Origin of the sequence: Streptococcus suis YS161 (assembly GCF_002760245.1) — a bacterium.
GTDB lineage: Bacteria > Bacillota > Bacilli > Lactobacillales > Streptococcaceae > Streptococcus > Streptococcus suis_I.
In genome coordinates, this window is the sequence record NZ_ASCA01000039.1 from 25938 (window position 1) to 46663 (window position 20726).

A 20726-nucleotide genomic window follows, 5' to 3' on the forward strand; every position below is an offset into this window, starting at 1 on the left:
GAGTAACAGCGTGACAAAGGATACGAATGAAAAAAACACGCAGTCTTCAAGCTTCCGCGATCAAATTTTACGAGATTTGGAAGAATTGAAGGTGAAACGTTTGGCGGAACAATCAGCGGATGTTCTTGTTGATAAGCGTAACGAAATTATCAACGAGCTCCAGCCTAGTCTTGCCGAAGAAAAAGCCCTCCATAGAGAGCCTGAAATTGTAAAAGTAGAAGGTATTGCTTTCCCTGATTCATACTTGCCAGAAGAACAGCAAGAATCAGAAGTGATGACGGAAAGTATTGAAGAGCCAACATCAGAAACTTTGGCTACTCCAGAGACTTTTGTGATTGAAAAAGAAGTCATTTCAAGTCCGGTTCCTCAAGATACGGTGGAGAGGAACTTGGAAGAGCTACGAAACCTTGTAGCGGCTAATACTGTAGAATTTGACGAGGCTCCATCAAGCTCGTTGGTTTCCGAACCAGTTGAGCCTGTCCTTTCAGAGAAGTCTTCTTTGGAAGATACATTTTTGGAATTTCCAACGGAAGATGTATCAGCTGTAACTGGTGATACAGAGGTTATCTCACTGGAAGAAACGATTATAGCTCCAAAGACAACGGCTATTGTTCCAGAAGTAGACAAGCAGATGCAGGAAACACAACCCAGAAGAAGAACAACCCACAGAACAAGCAAGCAACGTCGTAAAAAACAAGATAACGCTGCGAAACGCATTGTCTCTGTTATCATGTCGATTGTTGTAGTGGCAGTTCTAGTGACAGGTGTTACTGGTTATATGTGGGTAAAATCTAGTCTGGAACCAGTTAATGCAAAAGCTACAGAAGCTATTCAGGTAGAGATTCCAGAAGGATCTTCAACTTTAGAAATTGGTAAAATTTTAGTTGACAACAAGTTGATTAAGAATGCTACTATTTTTAATTACTACTCTAAAATTAAGAGCTATAATAATTTCCAAAGTGGTTTTTATAATTTAAAACAAAATATGTCTGTGGATGACATCGCCAAAGCACTTCAAGAAAGTGGCACTCCGACAGCTCAAAAAGAAGCCGCAGGTAAGATTTTGATTGTTGAAGGGTATACACTGACACAAATTGCTCAGGCTATTACAGATAATACCAAGACAGAAGATAAAAATGATAAAACACCATTTACCACAGAACAATTTATGGCTACTGTGACCAACCAAGATTTTATTAATCGAATGGTTGCTACTTATCCAAAATTGTTTGCCAGCTTACCTGCTGCTGATAGTGGAGTTATTTATCAGTTGGAAGGTTACCTCTTCCCAGCGGTTTATGAATACAGCGACGAAACAACTATCGAAGAGCTCGTTGAGCAAATGATTGCCGCGATGGATAATCGTTTACAACCATATTATGAAACGATTGCTGCTAAGAATTTGACTGTAAATGAAGTTCTTACCTTGGCATCTTTGGTTGAAAAAGAAAGTTCTACTGATGAAGATCGTCGAAACATTGCAAGTGTCTTCTTTAACCGCTTGAATGCAGCAATACCTCTACAATCCAATATTGCAATCTTGTATGCTCAGGGTAAACTTGGTCAAGAAACAACTCTGGCAGAAGATGCAGCGATTGATACATCAATTGAGTCACCATACAACATTTATTGGACACCAGGATTGATGCCTGGACCAGTGGATAGTCCAAGCCTTTCGGCTATCGAGGCAGTGATTAATGCCAACACGACAGACTATCTTTACTTTGTAGCAGATGTTACAACTGGAAGTGTTTACTTTACAAATAATATTGATGAACATAACCAAAACGTTGCTAAGTATGTAAATGCACATCTTGATAATGAGTAAATTCTTATAACAAAATTATGTGGTTTTCCACATAATTTTGTTTTCATGAAAAATAAAAGAAAAGGAAAGACAAATGGCAGAAAAAACATATCCAATGACCTTGGAAGAAAAGGAAAAATTAGAAAAAGAACTAGAGGAACTAAAGTTAGTTCGTCGACCAGAAATTGTTGAACGTATTAAGATTGCTCGTTCTTACGGAGACCTTTCAGAAAACTCTGAGTACGAAGCAGCTAAAGATGAACAGGCTTTTGTTGAAGGTCAAATTTCAACAATCGAAACAAAGATTCGCTATGCTGAAATCGTAAACAGTGATGCAGTTGCTGCGGATGAAGTAGCGATTGGTAAGACTGTGACTGTTCAAGAAGTTGGTGAGACCGAGGAAGAAGTCTATCATATCGTTGGTGCTGCAGGTGCAGATGCCTTTGCAAATAAGATTTCAAATGAAAGCCCAATTGGCCATGCTTTGATTGGTAAAAAAACAGGAGATGTTGCAACAATTGAAACACCTGCTGGTAGCTATGATGTAAAAATCTTGAAGGTTGAAAAAACGAAATAAGATGTGGAGAGGGTCGAAAGATTCTCTCTTTTTATTCACGAAGGTACTAAAAAAGATTGGAAATTCCAATCTTTTAGTGTTTATTATCTAGAACGTTGTTTTCCTGCATTACGGTTTCTCTTCTTGTTAGATGTCTTTTCTTCAATAACTGCTGAAGCAGTTGGAGTAACGTCCTTCGTTTTACGAGGAGTTGCTGACACTGTGATATTTTTGAATTCCTCTTCCACTTGTTTACGAATACGAGGTTTCAAAATGAAGTTTGTAATAGCTTGTTGAAGAATGCCGAAGAGACCACCGACAACCCAGTAGAGAGTCACTCCAGCAGGAGACCCAAATGAGAACATCATGATCATAATTGGATTCATCAGAGCCATGGTTTTCATTTGTTTTTTCTGTTCTTCATCCATGCCGACTTGCATTAAGAGCGATTGGGCATAGTATAAAATACCAGCAACAACTGTCAAAATCAGGCTAGTTGAACCTAAATTAATACCAAGGAAAGTAGCTTCTGAAATTCCTGGTGTATGGCGAGCCGCAAAGTAGATTGCAGAGAAGAATGGCATTTGAATCAGCATCGGCAAACAACCAATTCCGCCGAGCATGCTCACACCGTATTGTTTTTGAGTTGCAAAATACTCTTGTTGCGCAGCAAGTTGCTCTTCTTGAGAGCTTGCATTTTTCATGCGCTCCTGGATTGGGCCTAAAATCGGTTTGAGATAATTCATCTTCTCAGATTGGATAGCAGCTTTCCAAGATTGGTAAATTCCCAATGGGAGGATGATGAAGCGAACCAATAAGGTGACGATGATAATAGCAAGACCAAATCCTAGAGCTTGATCTTCTGCAAAGAAGCGAATCAAGTTGGACATTGGTTGTCCCAACCAATCCCAAATGAGACCTGTAGGATTTCCGCTTTTATCAGTTTGAACACAACCAGATAAGAAAAGAAGTGTTGATAAGGCCATGCCTGACAACATGAATAAACGTTTATTTTTCAATTTTTTTCGTTCCTTTGTTTTTTTCAGTATACTCTCTATTTTACTTTTTTTGTTCAAAATATACAAGTTTTATCTATACGCCACCTGAAAATCCTTATAGTCTTCGAAGTTGGCTAGGGTGACATCTAGATAGGTGACTTTGGCCATACGAGAAGGCCCTTTCCGAATTTCATGGATAAAATGGCTGAGCTTCTCAGCATTATCTGACTGAGCTAAAATGGTGACAGTTCCATCATCATTATTCCAAACTCTGCCGTAGATGTCGCCTATTTCCACAGCTAAAAATTGAACAGACCAACGAAAGCCGACTCCTTGCACACGACCAGATGCAATCATTTTTACCTTTCGCATAAGTTTCTCCTTTTGACAAGACATTTACTTTATTATATCATGGTTGGGTAAGACTGTTCAAAAATCAAGATAATTGATTTAGCCGTTGGAAAATTGAGGTTGCTGAGCAGTAAAAGAAAAAGGGGCATTCATGGAGATCATTCGCTCAAAGGCCAATCATTTGGTCAAGCAGGTTAAGAAATTACAACAGAAAAAATACCGTACTTCTTCTTATTTGATTGAAGGTTGGCATTTGTTGGAGGAGGCTTTGGCAGCCAAAGTACCTATTGAACATATTTTGGTATCAGAAGAACATGTTCATCGGGTTACTGGCTTATCCAATGTAACAGTTGTCAGTTCAGATATTATGCAGGATTTGGCAGACTCACGGACACCACAAGGGGTAGTAGCTCAACTGTCCTTATCAAATCAGACCTTACCCGATGTCTTAACAGGAAAATTTTTGGTTCTGGAGGATGTGCAGGACCCTGGAAATGTTGGTACTATGATTCGTACAGCTGATGCAGCTGGTTTTGATGGAGTATTTCTATCGGATAAGTCGGCAGATATTTACAATATGAAAGTTCTGCGTTCCATGCAAGGGAGTCATTTCCACTTGCCAGTTTATCGAATGCCGATGACTGCTATTTTTTCTGCTTTAAAAAGCAATCAGATAGAAATCTTGGCAACAACCCTCTCTAGTCAGTCGGTTGACTATAAGGAAGTTACGCCAAATCCGAGTTTTGCCTTGGTCATGGGAAATGAAGGCCAAGGAATTTCAACTTTTGTAGCCGATGAGGCGGATCAACTTGTTCACATCACCATGCCAGGGCAGGCGGAAAGCCTCAATGTGGCGATTGCAACAGGAATTTTATTGTTTAGCTTTATTTAAGCCAAGTGTACTATAGTGTGGTATAATATTCCAACGAGGTTAACGAATGGTTGCATATAAACAAGATAAAGAATACATGCATTACGTGGGGCACTTGATTGCCACACCCAAGGTGCAAAAATTGGGGAAAATCCCTCATCATTATTACTCCACGCGCTTGGAACATTCCATCAATGTCTCTTATACAAGCTATAAGATTGCGAAAAAATTTGGTTGGGATGCCAAGTCAACAGCTCGTGGTGGTCTATTGCATGATTTATTCTTCTATGATTGGAGAGATACCAAATTCAACAAGAGCCATGCTTGGGTTCATCCACGAATTGCTAAACGCAATGCTCAGAAACTCATTCAACTCAATAAACTAGAAGAAGACATCATTGTGAAGCATATGTTTGGTGCGACAATCGCTCCTCCTCGCTACAAGGAATCCTGGATTGTGACATTTGTGGATAAGTATTGGGCTGTGAGAGAGTGGAGTCTGCCCTTACAACACAAGTGGAAAAATCGTAAGGTCTTTCGTTTTCAATAAAATGATTTAAAGGAGAATAGTATGAATAACGATTCATTTATTATTAATCAGGTGGATAATACCGCCCTCAACCGTTTCTTCGGTAAAATTTATGGTGTGGTTGCCATGGGAATTGGTCTATCAGCTTTAGTTTCTTTCTTGGCTGTGACCGTCTTTCAATCTTTATTGCTTAGTCTGCTGAGTGCAGGCTCCATCATCATGATGCTGATTATGATTGGTCAGATTGCCTTGGTTGTTTCTGCTTCAGCAATGGCAGCTAAAAATAGCCCAATGGCTCTACCAATGTTTCTTGCCTACTCAGTAACAAATGGGCTTACCATCAGCATGATCTTGATGTTCTATACCAGCGAAACAGTTGTACTCGCCTTTGTGTCAGCGGCTCTTATGTTTGCTATCATGGCTGTAATTGGGATGACAACGAAGAAGGATCTTTCTGGTATGGCTCAGGCATTGCGTGCAGCTCTATGGGGAATTATTATTGCAAGTGTTATTAATATCTTCCTTCGTAGCTCTGGTCTAAGCTTTATGATGTCTATCATTTCTGTTTTGGTATTCTCAGGTTTGATTGCTTATGACAACCAACGTATCCGCAATGTTTTCGAACAAACTGGTGGTAATGTTGGCCAAGGGTGGGTCGTATCCATGGCGCTTCAGCTCTATCTTGACTTCATCAACCTCTTCCTCCACCTACTCCGTATCTTTGGTGGTTTGAGTAGAGACTAATTATGACATATAAAAAAGAGGGTTGCCCTCTTTTTTATATGTCGTTTGTTATGCTAGAGCTCCCATTGGATCCCATGGGGCAAGGACTTGTGGTTGAGTTTGATAAGCTGCTAGTTCTTCTTGTGTGAGGAATTCTTTTCGGACAACAATCTGATAAGTGTACTCGTCCATCCAGCTATCTGATGCGACGAAATATCCCTTGTCACCAACCTTGTCACCCCAAGAGTTTTCTACTTTCCATTTGAGAGGTTGCTCATTGTCATCTAAATCAACACCAGTTAAGACCATAGCGTGGGTCATCAAGCTCTCGGAGTAGTCTAATCTTCCAGCCTTGTCTTGATGGAAATGGATACCCAGACCTGAAGAGAAGTCGTAGGTGTTGGTTGCCATAATACCAGTTTGACGGTTGCTGCTTTGACCGACATCGGAACCAAACCAAACGGACTCACCAGATTTGAGTTGGGCAATAGCTAGTTCTTTAAAACGGTTCATTTCTACATTGAGGTAGCGGACAGCAGGGGCGCCAACGACGTTCCCCAATAATTCGACTGTATAAGATTTATTGTAAGGTTTGTCAGTTGTAGGAGCATTGATAATGGAGACATAGTCAGATAGTTTCAAACCAACATATTTCTCGTAGAATGCCTGAGGTGTCACATTTGTATCGCGGTGATAGACGTTGTCTTTATCTCTATATGCAAAATCAAAGCTACGTGGAGGGAGTCCAAGGTTGACGGCTAGGAAGTTAAAGATTTCTTGAAGTAAGTTTTCTTTTTGTATTTGAACTTCTTCCGAGGAAGCTCCTTTGGCAAGGAGGTCTCGCAAGATTTGTGCATCTTGACGGAGCAATTTGTTAAGGTACTGATTGAGCTCACGGCTGGCACTGGATGGGATAGATTCTGGATAGACGGATTTCGGTACCACACCATATTTTTCAAATAGGGCAACAACCATATCCCATTGACCGCCATCTTGTTGCGGGGTATCCAATAAGAATTTTACCTTACGGCTACCAATTTCTTGGTCAGCTGTGGCAATGATTTGTTCGAGGAACCAGTTGGATTTTTCATATTTATCCCAAAAGAAGGTATGGGCCTGTGATAGCTCGAAATTTTCAAGTTTGAAGTCAGAGATGAGTTTGTGGCGGAAGGTGTTTAATGCAGCAAACATCCAGCAACGTCCAGAAGCCTTTTGGTTTGAAACAGCGTCCTTGGTCAAGTCGATTGAAAAGACATAGTCATTGTCGATGGCGCTTTGGCGTGTTTCTAAGGATTTCAAAAGTCCGTTGTGGCTAACGGCATTTTCGGTTGCCTGTAGGCTTGGATTAGCTAGATAGTTGGCATACAAGCGTTCTGTAAAATCAAAATCTAATGTTGACATATATTACTCCTTTTTTAATGATAATCACATTATAGCGCTCATAATTTATTTTGCAAGTATTTGGTGGAGTTGAAAGCTACAGTTCCTCACATATTTGTGATATAATAGGAAAAATATTTGATGAGGTAGAGATATGACCAAGACACCATTTGTTAGTAAAGAAGTTTTAGAAACCATTACGGAGCAATTTCCGACTCCTTTTCATTTGTATGATGAAAAAGGCATTCGTGAGAAGGCACGTGCTTTAAATGCAGCTTTTGCATGGAACAAAGGCTTTAAGGAATATTTTGCGGTCAAGGCAACACCAACTCCAGCCATTTTGAAAATCTTGCAAGAAGAGGGCTGTGGAGTGGACTGTGCAACGGATGTAGAGGTGCTCATGAGTGAAAAATTAGGCTTTAAAGACATCATGTTTACATCCAATGATACCCAAGCGCAAGAATTTGTCTATGCTCGAAAAGTTGGGGCAACTATCAACTTGGATGCCTATGAGCATATTGAGTTTTTGAAAAATGTTGCTGGTATCCCAGAAACAGTCTGCCTCCGTTACAATCCAGGTGGAGTTTTCTCGCTGGGAACGGATATTATGGACCACCCAGAAGAGTCTAAGTTTGGCATGACCAAGGAACAGTTGATGAAAGGCTATAAGGAGCTAAAAGAATTGGGTGTCAAGGAATTTGGAATCCATGCCTTTCTGGCTTCTAACACCGTTACCAATGACTACTATCCTGTCTTAGCTCGTCAACTCTTTGAATTAGCCTTGGAAATTCGTGAGGAAACAGGTGTGACCTTGGACTTCATCAACCTATCAGGTGGGATTGGGGTCAACTATCGTCCTGAGCAAGAACCAAACGACATTGCTATCATTGGTGAGGGAGTTCGCAAGGTTTATGAGGAAATTCTCACGCCAGCTGGTATGGGGCATGTCAAAATCTTTACAGAATTGGGTCGCTTTATGTTGGCGCCACATGGTCACTTGATTACCAAAGTGCTTCATCGTAAGGAAACCTATCGGACTTATATTGGTGTCGATGCTTCGGCTGCCAACCTTATGCGTCCTGCTTTCTATGGCGCCTACCACCATATCACAAATATCACGCGCCCAGATGGGCCAATCGAAGTGGTGGATGTGGCAGGATCCCTCTGTGAAAACAACGACAAGTTTGCGGTTAATCGTGAATTACCACGGGCAGAAGTAGGAGACACCTTGGTCATTCATGACAGTGGTGCCCACGGCTTCTCCATGGGCTACAACTACAACGGTCGTCTGCGTTCTTCTGAAATTCTTTTGCAGGAAGATGGCACAGCGCGTATGATTCGTCGTGCTGAAACTCCTGAGGATTATTTCGCGACCATTTACGGTTTTGATTTTGACAGGTAAGTCTTGGAAAAGCCTTCTGAATTTGGTATAATAGAAGCAGTTATGTAGAAATAAAGATTTGAGGAGATTGATATGCAATTAGGTATCGGTTTAGTAATTGTTTTGGTGCTTGTGGCATTTGCAGGTGGTGTAGCCTTGGGTATTTACTTGTCTCGCAAACAAGTGGAAAACTATATTGCTGATAAGCCAGTTTTGGATGAAAATGCTTTGCGCTTGATGATGAGTCAAATGGGGCAAAAACCAAGCGAAGCAAAAGTACAACAAGTACTTCGCCAAATCAAGAGCCAACAAAAAGTGGCAAGCAAGAAAAAATAATCAAACTGGGACTGGGATATTCATTCCCAGATCCCATTTTTTGAGTAGAAAAGAAAGGCTAGTCAGATTTTCTGGCTATTCTCAGTATTATGGATAATCGACCAATAGGTTTTTTAGATTCAGGTGTGGGGGGATTAACGGTTGCGCGTGAGTTAATGCGTCAACTTCCCCATGAAGAAATTGTTTATATCGGAGATTCTGCACGAGCACCTTATGGACCCCGTCCAGCGGAACAAATCAGAGAATATACGTGGCAGTTGGTCAATTTCCTTTTGACAAAAAATGTAAAAATGATTGTCTTTGCCTGCAATACGGCAACAGCAGTAGCCTGGGAAGAAGTCAAGGAAAAATTGGATATTCCTGTTTTGGGTGTAATTTTACCAGGTGCTTCGGCAGCTATTAAGGCAACGCAAACTGGTAAGGTTGGTGTCTTAGGAACGGCTATGACCATTCAATCAGATATTTATCGACAAAAGATTCAGGCCCTTTCTCCAGAAACGCAGGTAGCCAGTCTGGCCTGTCCCAAATTTGCACCACTGGTTGAGTCTAATAGCCACCAATCCAGTCTTGCCAAAAAGGTTGTTTACGAGACACTTCGGCCACTCGTTGGGAAAGTGGACACCTTGGTCTTGGGCTGTACCCATTACCCTCTGCTCCGCCCTATCATCCAGAATGCCATGGGCAAGGATGTCAAGTTGATTGACAGTGGGGCAGAGTGTGCGCGGGATATTTCGGTTTTATTAAATTATTTTCAAATCAACCGCAGCCGTACCGAACAGGATACTCAGCACAGATTTTACACAACAGCTAGTCCGACAGCTTTTAAAGAAATAGCTGAAAGCTGGATGGGCATTGATATTCATGTGGAGCATGTAGAACTATGACAGACAAGATATACGAATACAGAGATGAGCACAATTGGTTTATCGGAAAAGCCAGCTTTGCCAATCTATTTGGTTCATTTGGTGAAAATGGAAGAGAGCAGGAAATTTACCAGATTGGTCAATTGTTTGACAAACTGATTGCTGGTAACTATGAAGATGAGAACTTCAATCAGTGTGTCAAAATTGAAGTGATCAAACTTCAGTCGGACTTTGCCCTCTTCCAATTTGCCTGTGATGTTTTGAATGAGTTAAACAATCGTCAATTCAAGGTTCTCCAACACCAAGGGGCTATTCTGGTAACAGAAAATGACAAGCTTCTCTTGGTTCATCTACCCCAAGCAGGAGTAAGCACGGCAGATTTCTTCGGTCAAGACAAGGGATTGGCAAGCGTAGGAGATACCATCTTGATTGCTACAAAAAATGAAGGTAAGACCAAGGAATTCCGTAAGTTTTTTGAACGATTTGGCTACCAAGTCGAGAACCTCAACAACTATCCTGACCTGCCAGATGTAGCAGAAACTGGGATGACTTTTGAGGAAAATGCGCGGCTCAAGGCTGAAACCATAGCAGAGCTGACAGGCAAGATGGTCTTGGCAGATGATTCAGGTTTGAAGGTTGATGCTTTAGGTGGCTTGCCAGGAGTTTGGTCTGCACGTTTTTCAGGTCCAGATGCCACAGACGAGCTCAATAATGCCAAGCTCTTGCACGAATTGGCCATGGTATTTGAACTGAAAGATCGTTCGGCACAATTCCATTGTACTCTGGTCATGGCTGCTCCAAATCGCGATAGTTTGGTTGTCGAAGCGGACTGGGAAGGCTTTATCGGTATGGACCTCCGTGGGGAAAATGGGTTTGGATATGATCCACTTTTCCTCGTAGGTGAAACAGGTAAGACCTCGGCAGAATTAACCCTAGAAGAAAAAAATAAGATTTCCCACCGTGCACAAGCACTAGAAAAATTAGTGGAGGCATTTCCAGTATGGCAGGAGCAAGCAAAACAATCCTAGTCATGAGTGATTCTCATGGGGATAGACAGATTGTAGAAGAGATTAAAAACCACTATCTTGGCAAGGTCGATGCTATCTTTCACAATGGTGATTCGGAGCTGGATAGTCAAGATAGTGTGTGGGACGGCATTCAAGTGGTCAATGGGAACTGCGACTATTTTGGTGGTTGCCCTGACCAGCTCATTACTCAATTGGACGGTGTGACTATCGCTCAGACTCATGGTCATCTTTATGGTATTAATTACGGCTGGCAGCGGTTGGATTATTGGGCACAGGAAGTTGATGCGGATATTTGTTTGTATGGGCATCTGCATGTGCCTGATGCCGAAGTGCGTGGCAAGACCCTCTTCCTCAATCCTGGCTCCGTTAGTCAACCTCGTGGTTTGGTCAGAGAATGTCTCTATGCTCTTGTGACCATCTATGATGATCACTTCCATGTGGATTACTACAATCGACAGCACCAACTTTACCCAGCATTGACAAAGGATATTTCAAGATGATTGCACGAGAATTTGAGGCCTTTTTGTTGGACCAAGAAGAAACTTTCTTGACACCAGCGGATAAATTGGCAGTAATTATTGATACGCATAATATTGACCATGCAAAACTGTTACTCAGTCACATGACCTATTCACGCGTACCTGTGGTAACAGAAGATGGTCTTTTCTTCGGCACCATTGGCTTGACAGAAATCATTAAATATCAAGCTGAAAATGAACTATCGGATGATGAGTTAAACAGAGATATTTCTGTGATTGTAAAGACAGATGAAGAGACTGTTGGTCTGGATTATGATTTGACAGAAGTGATGCGCAAGCTAGTAGATCAATCTTTCTTACCCGTCCTTGGGGAAAATAGAGAATTTCTAGGCATTATTACCCGCAAATCCATTCTGAAAGCCATCAATGCTCTCTTGCATAATTTTCCCCTAGCATCAAAAGAAGGCAAGAAATGAAGCAGGCGATTGAATCTTTTATCCAGAGCAAAAAGGTCAGTGTCAACAGCCAAAAGTCCTATACCTATGACCTGCAGCAGTTTGTGACAGTAACAAAGGGGGAGATTAGCCAACAGTCTCTTTTGGTCTATCAGCAGTCTCTTCTAGACTTGAAACCTGCTGCTCAGAAAAGAAAAATGTCAGCGGTCAATCAATTTCTCTACTTTCTTTATGAAAATAATCTCCTGGATCGTTTTTATAAATTACAAACGATGTCAGGTCCAGCCAGCGTCAAAAAGAAACTGGAGCGTGAGGATTTAAATCTCCTCTTTCAAGAAAGTCCTTGGCTTGATGGGCAACTGATTGCTCTTTTGATTGCCTTACTAGGGCTGACTCCTAGTGAAATAGCAGAGCTGACTAGTCAGCAGGTCAATCTGGATTTTCAAGTCCTGACAGTTGAGAAGGGAGCAACCAAGCGCGTGCTCACTCTACCCAAGGAATTGATACCCTATATGGAGTCTCATCTGTCTGGACGCTATGTCTTCGATAAGAAGGGACAGACCTATTCTCGTCAATGGTTTTTTAATCGTCTGACAGAATTTGTCCAGTCCATCGGCAAGCCTGATTGGACAGCCCAAAAATTACGGGAGCAGTATATTCTAAAACAGATAGACGAAGGAAAATCCTTGGACCAAATCGCCAAGCAGTTGGGACTAAAAACAAGCATGAGTTTGGAAAAATTTAGATAATGGATATAAAATTAAAAGATTTTGAAGGGCCACTTGATCTCCTGCTACACCTGGTGTCCAAGTATCAAGTAGACATTTACGAGGTTCCGATTACAGAGGTTATTGAGCAATATTTGGTCTACATTGCTACCTTACAAGCCATGCGTTTAGAGGTGGCGGGAGAATATATGCTCATGGCCAGTCAATTGATGGTCATCAAAAGTCGTCGGTTATTGCCGAAGGTTGTTGAGCAAATTGATCCCGAAGATGATCCTGAAATGGACCTCTTGGACCAGTTGGAAGAATACCGCAAGTTCAAGCTTCTCAGTGAGAAATTAGGGGAGCAACATGATGAACGGGCCAATTATTTTTCAAAACCCAAATTAGATTTGATTTATGAGGATGTTCAGTTAGCCAAGGATAAGACCGTCATTGACATTTTCCTAGCTTTTTCTAAAGTAATGGCTGAAAAACAGGCAAGCCTTCGTCAGTCTCATGCGACCATTGCCCGTGATGAATATAAAATCGAAGACATGATGGACTTTGTTCGCAGTCGTTTCGAGATTGGTCCACGCCTTGAACTCCGTCAGCTTTTTCAAGAAAGTCAAGATGTTAATGAAATGATTACGATCTTCCTTGCGACTTTGGAATTGGTCAAGGTTCATGAAATCGTCTTGGAGCAGACAGAGACTTTTGGAGATATTTATCTAGTAAGGAGTGAAGATGAATCGCTTAGCTGAAATCGAAGTCCTGCTCTTTGTGGCAGGTGAGGATGGCTTGAGTTTGCGCAATTTGGCTGAAATGTTGGAATTGCAGCCCACAGCTGTTAGTCAGCAATTAGAGAAACTCAGTGAAAAATACATGGCCGACCAGGCATCAGGATTGGCTCTCTTAGAATCCTCCAATCGCTACAAGTTGGTTACTAAAAAAGAATATGCAAACCTTTTGCGAATCTATGCCAAAACACCAATCAATCAGACTATGTCACGGGCTCTTTTGGAAACCTTATCAATCGTAGCCTACAAGCAACCCATTACTCGGATTGAAGTTGATGATATTCGCGGAGTCAATTCCAGTGGTGCCATCAGTAAATTACAGGCCTTTGACCTCATTCGTGAGAATGGGAAGAAAGAGGTGCTTGGCAGGCCCAATCTCTATGTGACAACGGATTATTTTCTGGATTACATGGGAATTAATAGTCTAGAAGAATTGCCTGATGTGTCTGATATAGATTTGATTCAAGAAGAAACAGAGCTATTCGTAGAAAGAAATGAGTTAGAAAATGAGAATTAATAAATACATTGCCCATGCTGGAGTTGCCAGTCGTCGTAAGGCAGAAGAATTGATAAAACAAGGCCTAGTAACTGTCAATGGTCAAGTTGTCCGTGAGTTGGCAACTACTATTAAGTCTGGAGATATTGTGGAAGTCGAAGGACAACCAATCTACAACGAAGAGAAGGTCTATTATCTCCTCAATAAGCCACGTGGTGTCATTTCTAGTGTGTCAGACGACAAGGGACGAAAGACTGTCGTGGACTTGTTGCCAACAGTTAAGGAGCGGATTTATCCTGTAGGACGTCTGGACTGGGATACATCTGGAGTCTTGATTTTGACCAATGACGGTGATTTTACAGACGAGATGATTCACCCACGAAATGAGATTGACAAGGTTTATTTGGCGCGTGTCAAAGGGGTTGCCAACAAGGAAGTTTTGCGTCCCTTGACCCGTGGTGTTGTCATTGATGGCAAAAAGACTAAGCCTGCAGTGTACGAGATTATCAAGGTGGATCCTGTTAAGAACCGCTCAGTTGTAGAATTAACAATCCATGAAGGTCGAAACCACCAGGTTAAGAAGATGTTTGAGGCTGTCGGCTTGCAGGTAGATAAACTGTCTCGTACCCGCTTTGGGAATTTGGACCTGACTGGTTTGCGTCCAGGAGAATACCGAAAACTCAACAAAAAAGACATCAGCAAACTGCATACCCTGGCTGTTACTAAGCCAGTTAAAAAATAATGACTAGACTCTTGATCGGCTTGGTCCGATTCTATCAGAAATTTATTTCCCCCCTCTTTCCACCTTCCTGTCGCTACCGTCCAACTTGTTCCACTTATATGATCGAGGCCTTGCAAAAACATGGACTCAAGGGCTTTTTGATGGGGTTGGCTCGAATTGGTCGCTGTCATCCCTTTGTGGAAGGTGGGGAAGATCCTGTGCCGGACAGGTTTAGTTTGAAAAGAAATAAGCAGAAGTAGGGCAACCTACTTTTTGTTTTGTATAAATATAGGTTTTTAGGTTGCCTTTAGTACTCTCTCAAAAGGTTTGGGGAACCTTTTAAGGCCTGGAGATAGGGCGAAGCAAGTTCGCCTCAATATTAACAGTCCACTGGACTGTTATAGCCAATCAATCACTGCGCTCAGATGTTGACACGAACGCTGAGAAGCGAGGTTGGTCTTTTTGCCCAGCCTCCGCTCGTCGAAGGAATCAAAGATCAACCAAATGACTCTCCTTTTTGTTACAGACAAGACTATACTTTTCCGAGTTCATTGAGTATTGGGCTTAGTGGACTATCATAAAAAACGAAGAAGCAGTAGTGGCTGAAGAGGTACTCTTTTTTACCTCTATTCGCTGCTATTTTTAGTTAAAATGGAAAAAGTGAGAATACTCAAAGGCGAACATTGTTGGTAAGGTAGTTGCATATTTATGCTAAATCGTGCTATACTATTCAAAATATATAAATGGGGTAGAGATATGAAAAGAATGAAAAACATCGCTTTAACTGGTATCGGTCTGCTTTCTATTGCAGCGTTAACAGCTTGTCAAACTAAAGAAAAGACGAGCGATGTTGCTCTGACATTTAACTCAGAAGTGACAAACGAAGGACAAACTATTGAAGGCGGGAGTCTCAAATATGCCTTGGTAGCTTCGGCGCCTTCGACCGGTATCTTAATTGATGAATTATCACAAACGGCGGTAGATTCAACCTTTGCAGACATGGTTGATATTTCTATGTTTGGATATGATTCAGCTCGTAAGTTAGACGATTCAGGCCTTGCTAAGGCAGAGTTTGATGTAGACGCAAAGACAGTTACCGTTAGTTTGACAGGCAAGGACTATAAGTGGTCCGATGGAGAAGCCTTCACCATCGATGATTATATTTTCACAATCGAACAACTAGCTAGTCCAGACTATACAGGGGTTCGTGCAGACACTACCTATACAAATATCATTGGCTTTGAAGAATTTCAGGCTGGAACAGCAAGTGAAATTTCAGGTGTTAAGAAGGTTGATGACTATACGGTAATTCTCTCAGTGAAAGAAATGTCTCCATCCATGATGTATGCTGGTGGGGGAGTACCTCATTTAGTCATGCCGAAACACATTTTTAAAGACATTGCAGTCAAAGATTGGGAATCAAGTGAGTATTCTCGTACGGCAAAAGTTGTCGGTATGGGCCCTTATAAGGTCAAGGAAATTGTCAATGGCGAGTCGGTGACCTATGTACCAAATGAGTACTACTTTAAAGGGAAAGTTAAGCTAGACAGTTACAGGATTGATATTGTTTCACCAGATACGATTGTTGCAGAAATGAGAGCAGGCAATTATGATATTGCTGATATGCCAACAGACCAGTACGAATCTTACAAGGACTTATCAAATATTACTTTGCTAGGTAGTCTGGATGGTATTTACAATTATATTGGCTTCAATCTTGGTAAGTACGATGAGACCAGCGGTAAAAATGTGACCAATCCTAATGCTAAGATGAATAATGTTAAATTGCGTCAAGCAATGGGATATGCGTTGGACAATGCGGTGATTGGAGAGAAATTATATAACGGCTTGTATCACCCGACAAACTCACTAATTATCTCTTTCTTTGGAGATGTTCACGATTCAGAACTAGCTGGCTATAGTTATGATCCTGAAAAGGCTAAGAAACTTCTCGATGAGGCAGGATATAAAGACGTTGATGGAGACGGTATGCGTGAAGATGCTGCTGGAAAACCACTTACCATCAGTGTTGCAGCACAGAAATCAACCGAAACGCAAGAAACCATGGTACAGCAATACCTTACATGGTGGAAAGAAATTGGTTTGAATGTGGAACTCTATACAGGAAGAACCATTGAGTACAATACTTTCTATGAATCAATTGCTGCCAATGATGAGGGGATTGATGTCTATCTTGCTGCTTGGATTGCCGGTCTAGATCCAGACCCGACATCATTGTGGGGACCTGAAGCGATGTACAACTATACTCGCTTCGTTTCAGATGAAAACACAGCACTTTTAAATAAAATTACCTCTGCTGAGTCATTTGACGAACAGAAAAATATTGAAAACTACAAAGCTTGGCAAGAATATGCATTCGAACAAGCCTTTGCAATTCCAACCTTTGAACGTGAAAGTATTACTGCCGTTAACAAACGCGTTAAATATTACGACGTTTATATCGGTTCGGACAGCAAATCAGGCCATGAAAATCTTGAGTTGACTGCGGAAAAAGGGATTGCAGCAGAATAAATGTAATAAAGGGGAGTTTATTTGCTCTCCTTTTTCATTTTCTATGAAAATTTGAAAAAAATGGGGCAAAACTCTTGATTTTCAGCCTTCTTTAAGCTACAATAGTATCACGATTTCATTGATTTAACTCAAACCTGTTGTGAGTTAAGTGAATGAATCATCATTCACCATGCTGTTTGCTGAGCTTGACTCCGGGCAGTGTGGCTATTTTTTTGTCTTTCTTGCCATAGGAGACAGTCGAGTCTTTTTACTCAATGAAAATCAAAAAAAGAAACTAGAAAACAAGCACGGTATACGGCAAAATGAAGCTGACATGGTTTGGATTTGATTTTCGAAGGGTATTCGTATTTAGTGAAATGTCACCAGAGAGGTCCTTATGAATATTGAAACATTAGAGTATATAGAAGAAACAGCCAAAAACCACATTGTCTTATTTGAACCACAGATTCCACAGAATACAGGCAATATTGCTCGAACTTGTGCTGCAACCAATAGTCCTCTCCATATCATTAAGCCTATGGGATTTCCAATTGATGACCGTAAGATGAAACGTGCAGGACTAGATTATTGGGATAAGTTAGATGTTCGCTTCTATGACAATTTAGCAGAATTTATGGATTATGCCAGCAAACAAGGACGTGTTCACTTAGTGTCTAAATTTGCTGAGAAAACCTATTCGGATGAAGACTATAATGATGGGAACATTCATTATTTCTTATTTGGTCGTGAAGATAAGGGCTTACCAGAAGATTTTATGCGTGAACATCCAGAGAAGGCTATCCGTATTCCAATGAATGATGAACATGTGCGTAGTCTTAATGTCTCTAATACAGCGTGTATGATTGTATATGAGGCTCTTCGGCAGCAACAGTTCGTTGGTCTAGATTTGGTTCACACCTATGATGGGGACAAGTTAAAATAGTGAAAACTTACCAAGCTCTTGCAAATGCAAGGCTTTTTTGGTATGATGAAATAGTCTTCAGGGCAGGGTGAGATTCCCGACCGGCAGTGATTTTTTTGATTCTTGCTTTTCTTTTTCTCTCATTCGTCGTTGACCAGGCTTGCCTAACTCCAGTTATGCCTTCGCCTTGTCGCCTAGACTGATAGAAAAATCTTAAGCAACACTCAAAAAAAGTGTTGTTGTTTCATTTTAGGACTAGGCAAGGAGGTGCAGACTATACTAAGGGTATGTCAAGCCGACTTAACGAAGCCATAAAATAGAAAGAAAGACACGTACAGTCTGCGAGCGAAAGCTGATGTGGTGCAATTCCACAACCGACAGTAAAGTCTGGATGGGAGAAGACGAAGTGGAGGCTTTTTGCCTGCTCTTCCACGCTTCTTCAATTTTCAAAAATTGGAGGAACCTTATGACAAACACACGCAAAATGACGATTATCGCCATTCTCTCAGCAGTATCCTTTCTGCTCATGTATTTGAAATTTCCGCTGATTCCAACAGCCAGTTTCCTGGAAGTGGATTTTTCTCTCGTACCGATTTTATTTGGTCTGCTTGTTCTAGATATGAAGTCTAGTTTTGCTATCCTTTTGGTACGAACTTTTCTCAAACTGATTTTAAATAATCAGGGACCATCGACAATTATTGGCTTACCGATGAATATTGCAGCTATGTCAGTTTTCATTTTAGCAGTAGCTTATTTCTGGAAAAATGAACAAACGATAAAAAATTATTTAAAAGCAGCCGCTGTTGCGACAATTGGTTCGACAGCAGTGATGCTGGTATTAAATTACGTTTATGCGGTGCCTGTTTATGCAGCCTTTGCAAATTTTGATATTAAAGAAATCTTGGGTCTGACTAACTATCTTTTGATGATGGTACTTCCTTTTAATCTTTTACAAGGGATTGTGCTTTCAGCAATATTTTATATCTGTTACAAAGCAGCCCAACCTATTTTAAAGAAAGTTTAACCTTTATAAGGTAAACTATACTGTATGAAGAATAAACAAATCCATTTACGAAACGCATCTTTTTTTGCTCTGGCCTTTGTGATATTGGGCTATGTAGTAAAATTTTATCCTAGTACCCTAGCAGGTTTTGACTCAACTGTCCAGTCTGCCATTCGTGGAAATTTACCAAGTGGAGCCAGTCAATTTTGGACCTCTATTACTGTTTTAGGAAATACGGTTATTATTTTAGCTATTACCATGATTCTAGCTGCTATCTTTTACTACTATAAAAAATGGAAGATAGAAGCTTATTTCCTACTTGCTAGTTTTGCGGCGATGGGTGTGGCATCCACAGCCCTGAAATATGTCTACCAACGTCCGCGTCCAAGTATTGAATGGTTGATTGATACCATCGGTTATTCATTTCCTAGCTGGCATACTGCATCAACTATGATGATTGCAGGAGCAGTTGTTATTATTGTTCACCAGAGGATGAAGAAAGGCATAGCTAGACTTGTGCTACAAGCCGTGTTGATTCTACTTGCTGTCCTAGTAGCTGTATCCCGTATCTATATTGGGGTTCACTACCCGACAGATATTATCGGTGGTTGGCTACTTGCCGTCACTCTTTTACAAATGATGTATCCATTTTACGATCAGAAACGCTTTGAATGGCGTTTCCAAAGTAAGCAAAAATAGTCAATTTGATACCAACTCCTACTGTAAAAGGTAGGAGTTTTAACTTGTCATCTTTCTATTATAGACAATATGTAAAGACCCCCAGTTGAGAATTCGTGGATTTACCTGTACACTAGAATAAAAAAACAATCAACTTCTAACAGGAATTACCACACTCAATTGGAGGTCTTATATGTTTCATTTTACCACACTTTTCATCGGAATGGATGTTCACAAAGAAAGTTTTTCACTCTGCTATTATGATATGATGACCAATCAATTCAAACATAGCACTAAAGTTGGTCCAAATGTTAGCTATATTGTGAACTATGTGAATGAGCTTCGTCGTTTATATGGTCAAGATGCAGAAGTGTTATGTGGCTACGAAGCCGGATGTCTTGGATTTACCCTATATCACCAGCTACAAGCTCACGGGATTCCTTGTATCGTGATGGCGCCTACAACGGTGATGAAGGAAGGATCTAAGCGTGTTAAGACTGATAAGAAAGATGCGGCTCAGCTCGCAAAAGCTCTGGCCTTTCGTAGCTATCGACCTGTTCATATTCCTACTGCTGAGGATGAACAAGTCAAAGAATATATCCGTATGAGAACAGATCACAAAGTGGCTCTGAAGAAAATTAAACAACAAATTCTTGCCTTCTGTCTCCGACATGATTTTCGCTATACCGAGGGAAGCAATAATTGGACACAGAAACATGTCCGCTGGCTCCATTCCCTAAATCCTGAGGGGCTCTACGCAGAGATTTTGACAGAATACCTATTGACCTATGAGAAATTAGTAGATCAAATTGAACGGTATGATGCACGAATTGAGCAACTGGCTCAAAGCGACAGTTATCAAGAGAAAGTCTCACGGCTTTCTTGCTTTATTGGCATTAAAACATTAACTGCTCTTTCCATTGTGACAGAAATAGGTGATTTTAATCGCTTTGTGACAGCTCAACAGTTTGCTTCTTATCTTGGGCTGACTCCTAACGAAAATTCTAGCGGTGACAAGGAGAGAAGAGGTGCTATCACCAAAGCTGGGAATAGCCATGTAAGACGACTTCTGATAGAAGCTGCACAATCATTGGCTAAGGGGACTATTGGGTATAAATCCAAAGAATTGAAAAG

General features: G+C 41.0%; 24 protein-coding genes. 21 read left to right on the forward strand and 3 right to left on the reverse strand.

What is annotated here, in order from left to right:
* Nucleotides 1–10: 10 nt before the first annotated feature.
* Together mltG and greA are read left to right on the forward strand one after the other, a co-directional pair.
* A complete protein-coding gene (gene mltG / locus SST111_RS05370; protein WP_099810281.1) occupies nt 11–1828 on the forward strand; it encodes an endolytic transglycosylase MltG in 1818 nt (605 codons plus the stop codon).
* A 73-nt stretch (nt 1829–1901) separates the two neighbouring features.
* Nucleotides 1902–2384: a transcription elongation factor GreA gene (greA, locus tag SST111_RS05375; protein WP_002938298.1), complete on the forward strand. Its 483-nt coding sequence runs from the start codon at nt 1902–1904 to the stop codon at nt 2382–2384.
* Between the two features lie 83 nt (nt 2385–2467).
* Here the strand turns inward: greA and yidC are convergent, their stop codons facing one another.
* Nucleotides 2468–3382, reverse strand: coding sequence for a membrane protein insertase YidC (gene yidC / locus SST111_RS05380; protein WP_002938297.1), 915 nt, complete (start codon nt 3380–3382; stop codon nt 2468–2470).
* Between the two features lie 69 nt (nt 3383–3451).
* On the reverse strand, nt 3452–3733 hold the full coding sequence (locus SST111_RS05385; RefSeq protein ID WP_002942735.1) for an acylphosphatase: 282 nt from the start codon (nt 3731–3733) through the stop codon (nt 3452–3454).
* A 130-nt stretch (nt 3734–3863) separates the two neighbouring features.
* Between SST111_RS05385 and SST111_RS05390 the strand changes: the two genes are divergently transcribed.
* From SST111_RS05390 to SST111_RS05400, 3 genes are read left to right on the forward strand one after another with little or no spacing between them, the layout of a single operon-like run.
* Entirely contained in the window at nt 3864–4604 is a 741-nt protein-coding gene (locus tag SST111_RS05390) for a TrmH family RNA methyltransferase (protein WP_099810282.1), read from the forward strand.
* A 46-nt stretch (nt 4605–4650) separates the two neighbouring features.
* A complete protein-coding gene (locus SST111_RS05395; protein WP_099810283.1) occupies nt 4651–5133 on the forward strand; it encodes an HD domain-containing protein in 483 nt (160 codons plus the stop codon).
* Between the two features lie 21 nt (nt 5134–5154).
* The gene (locus tag SST111_RS05400) at nt 5155–5856 is read left to right on the forward strand and encodes a Bax inhibitor-1/YccA family protein (protein WP_099810284.1); all 702 of its coding nucleotides are present in this window, start codon (nt 5155–5157) and stop codon (nt 5854–5856) included.
* 48 nt (nt 5857–5904) lie between these two features.
* Here the strand turns inward: SST111_RS05400 and pepC are convergent, their stop codons facing one another.
* A complete protein-coding gene (gene pepC / locus SST111_RS05405) occupies nt 5905–7236 on the reverse strand; it encodes an aminopeptidase C (RefSeq protein WP_099810285.1) in 1332 nt (443 codons plus the stop codon).
* A 133-nt stretch (nt 7237–7369) separates the two neighbouring features.
* Here pepC and SST111_RS05410 point away from each other — a divergent pair, with 133 nt between their 5' ends.
* From SST111_RS05410 to SST111_RS05490, 16 genes are all read left to right on the forward strand, one after another.
* The gene (locus SST111_RS05410) at nt 7370–8617 is read left to right on the forward strand and encodes a diaminopimelate decarboxylase (RefSeq protein WP_099810286.1); all 1248 of its coding nucleotides are present in this window, start codon (nt 7370–7372) and stop codon (nt 8615–8617) included.
* Nucleotides 8618–8689: 72 nt separating this feature from the next.
* Nucleotides 8690–8932 carry a YneF family protein gene (locus tag SST111_RS05415; protein WP_024375830.1) on the forward strand — a complete coding sequence of 81 codons (243 nt, stop codon included), beginning with the start codon at nt 8690–8692 and terminating at the stop codon, nt 8930–8932.
* Nucleotides 8933–9021: 89 nt separating this feature from the next.
* Complete coding sequence (gene racE, locus SST111_RS05420; RefSeq protein ID WP_099810287.1) at nt 9022–9816, forward strand: glutamate racemase; 795 nt, start codon at nt 9022–9024, stop codon at nt 9814–9816.
* Nucleotides 9813–10823, forward strand: a complete 1011-nt coding sequence (locus tag SST111_RS05425; RefSeq protein WP_099810288.1) for a nucleoside-triphosphate diphosphatase — start codon at nt 9813–9815, stop codon at nt 10821–10823. The genes racE and SST111_RS05425 overlap by 4 nt, the downstream gene beginning before the upstream one ends.
* On the forward strand, nt 10796–11323 hold the full coding sequence (locus SST111_RS05430) for a metallophosphoesterase (protein ID WP_024415847.1): 528 nt from the start codon (nt 10796–10798) through the stop codon (nt 11321–11323). Before SST111_RS05425 ends, SST111_RS05430 begins: the two co-directional genes overlap by 28 nt.
* Nucleotides 11320–11778, forward strand: coding sequence for a cyclic-di-AMP-binding protein CbpB (cbpB, locus tag SST111_RS05435; RefSeq protein WP_024418592.1), 459 nt, complete (start codon nt 11320–11322; stop codon nt 11776–11778). Before SST111_RS05430 ends, cbpB begins: the two co-directional genes overlap by 4 nt.
* Nucleotides 11775–12506: a site-specific tyrosine recombinase XerD gene (gene xerD, locus SST111_RS05440; protein ID WP_099810289.1), complete on the forward strand. Its 732-nt coding sequence runs from the start codon at nt 11775–11777 to the stop codon at nt 12504–12506. The genes cbpB and xerD overlap by 4 nt, the downstream gene beginning before the upstream one ends.
* Nucleotides 12506–13225: a segregation/condensation protein A gene (locus SST111_RS05445; RefSeq protein WP_099810290.1), complete on the forward strand. Its 720-nt coding sequence runs from the start codon at nt 12506–12508 to the stop codon at nt 13223–13225. Before xerD ends, SST111_RS05445 begins: the two co-directional genes overlap by 1 nt.
* Entirely contained in the window at nt 13209–13778 is a 570-nt protein-coding gene (gene scpB, locus SST111_RS05450; protein ID WP_099810291.1) for an SMC-Scp complex subunit ScpB, read from the forward strand. The genes SST111_RS05445 and scpB overlap by 17 nt, the downstream gene beginning before the upstream one ends.
* Nucleotides 13768–14499 carry a pseudouridine synthase gene (locus SST111_RS05455; RefSeq protein ID WP_024375836.1) on the forward strand — a complete coding sequence of 244 codons (732 nt, stop codon included), beginning with the start codon at nt 13768–13770 and terminating at the stop codon, nt 14497–14499. The genes scpB and SST111_RS05455 overlap by 11 nt, the downstream gene beginning before the upstream one ends.
* Nucleotides 14499–14738 (forward strand): membrane protein insertion efficiency factor YidD, encoded by a 240-nt coding sequence (yidD, locus tag SST111_RS05460; protein WP_024375837.1) that lies wholly within the window; start codon nt 14499–14501, stop codon nt 14736–14738. The genes SST111_RS05455 and yidD overlap by 1 nt, the downstream gene beginning before the upstream one ends.
* Nucleotides 14739–15234: 496 nt before the next feature.
* Nucleotides 15235–17010: an oligopeptide ABC transporter substrate-binding protein gene (locus SST111_RS05465; protein ID WP_180274029.1), complete on the forward strand. Its 1776-nt coding sequence runs from the start codon at nt 15235–15237 to the stop codon at nt 17008–17010.
* A gap of 376 nt (nt 17011–17386) precedes the next feature.
* A complete protein-coding gene (locus SST111_RS05475) occupies nt 17387–17932 on the forward strand; it encodes a tRNA (cytidine(34)-2'-O)-methyltransferase (RefSeq protein WP_002942783.1) in 546 nt (181 codons plus the stop codon).
* A 445-nt stretch (nt 17933–18377) separates the two neighbouring features.
* A complete protein-coding gene (locus SST111_RS05480; RefSeq protein ID WP_099810293.1) occupies nt 18378–18935 on the forward strand; it encodes an ECF transporter S component in 558 nt (185 codons plus the stop codon).
* 24 nt (nt 18936–18959) lie between these two features.
* Entirely contained in the window at nt 18960–19613 is a 654-nt protein-coding gene (locus SST111_RS05485) for a phosphatase PAP2 family protein (protein WP_029177621.1), read from the forward strand.
* A 172-nt stretch (nt 19614–19785) separates the two neighbouring features.
* On the forward strand, nt 19786–20726 hold a 941-nt coding region (locus SST111_RS05490; RefSeq protein ID WP_099810294.1), incomplete at its 3' end, for an IS110 family transposase.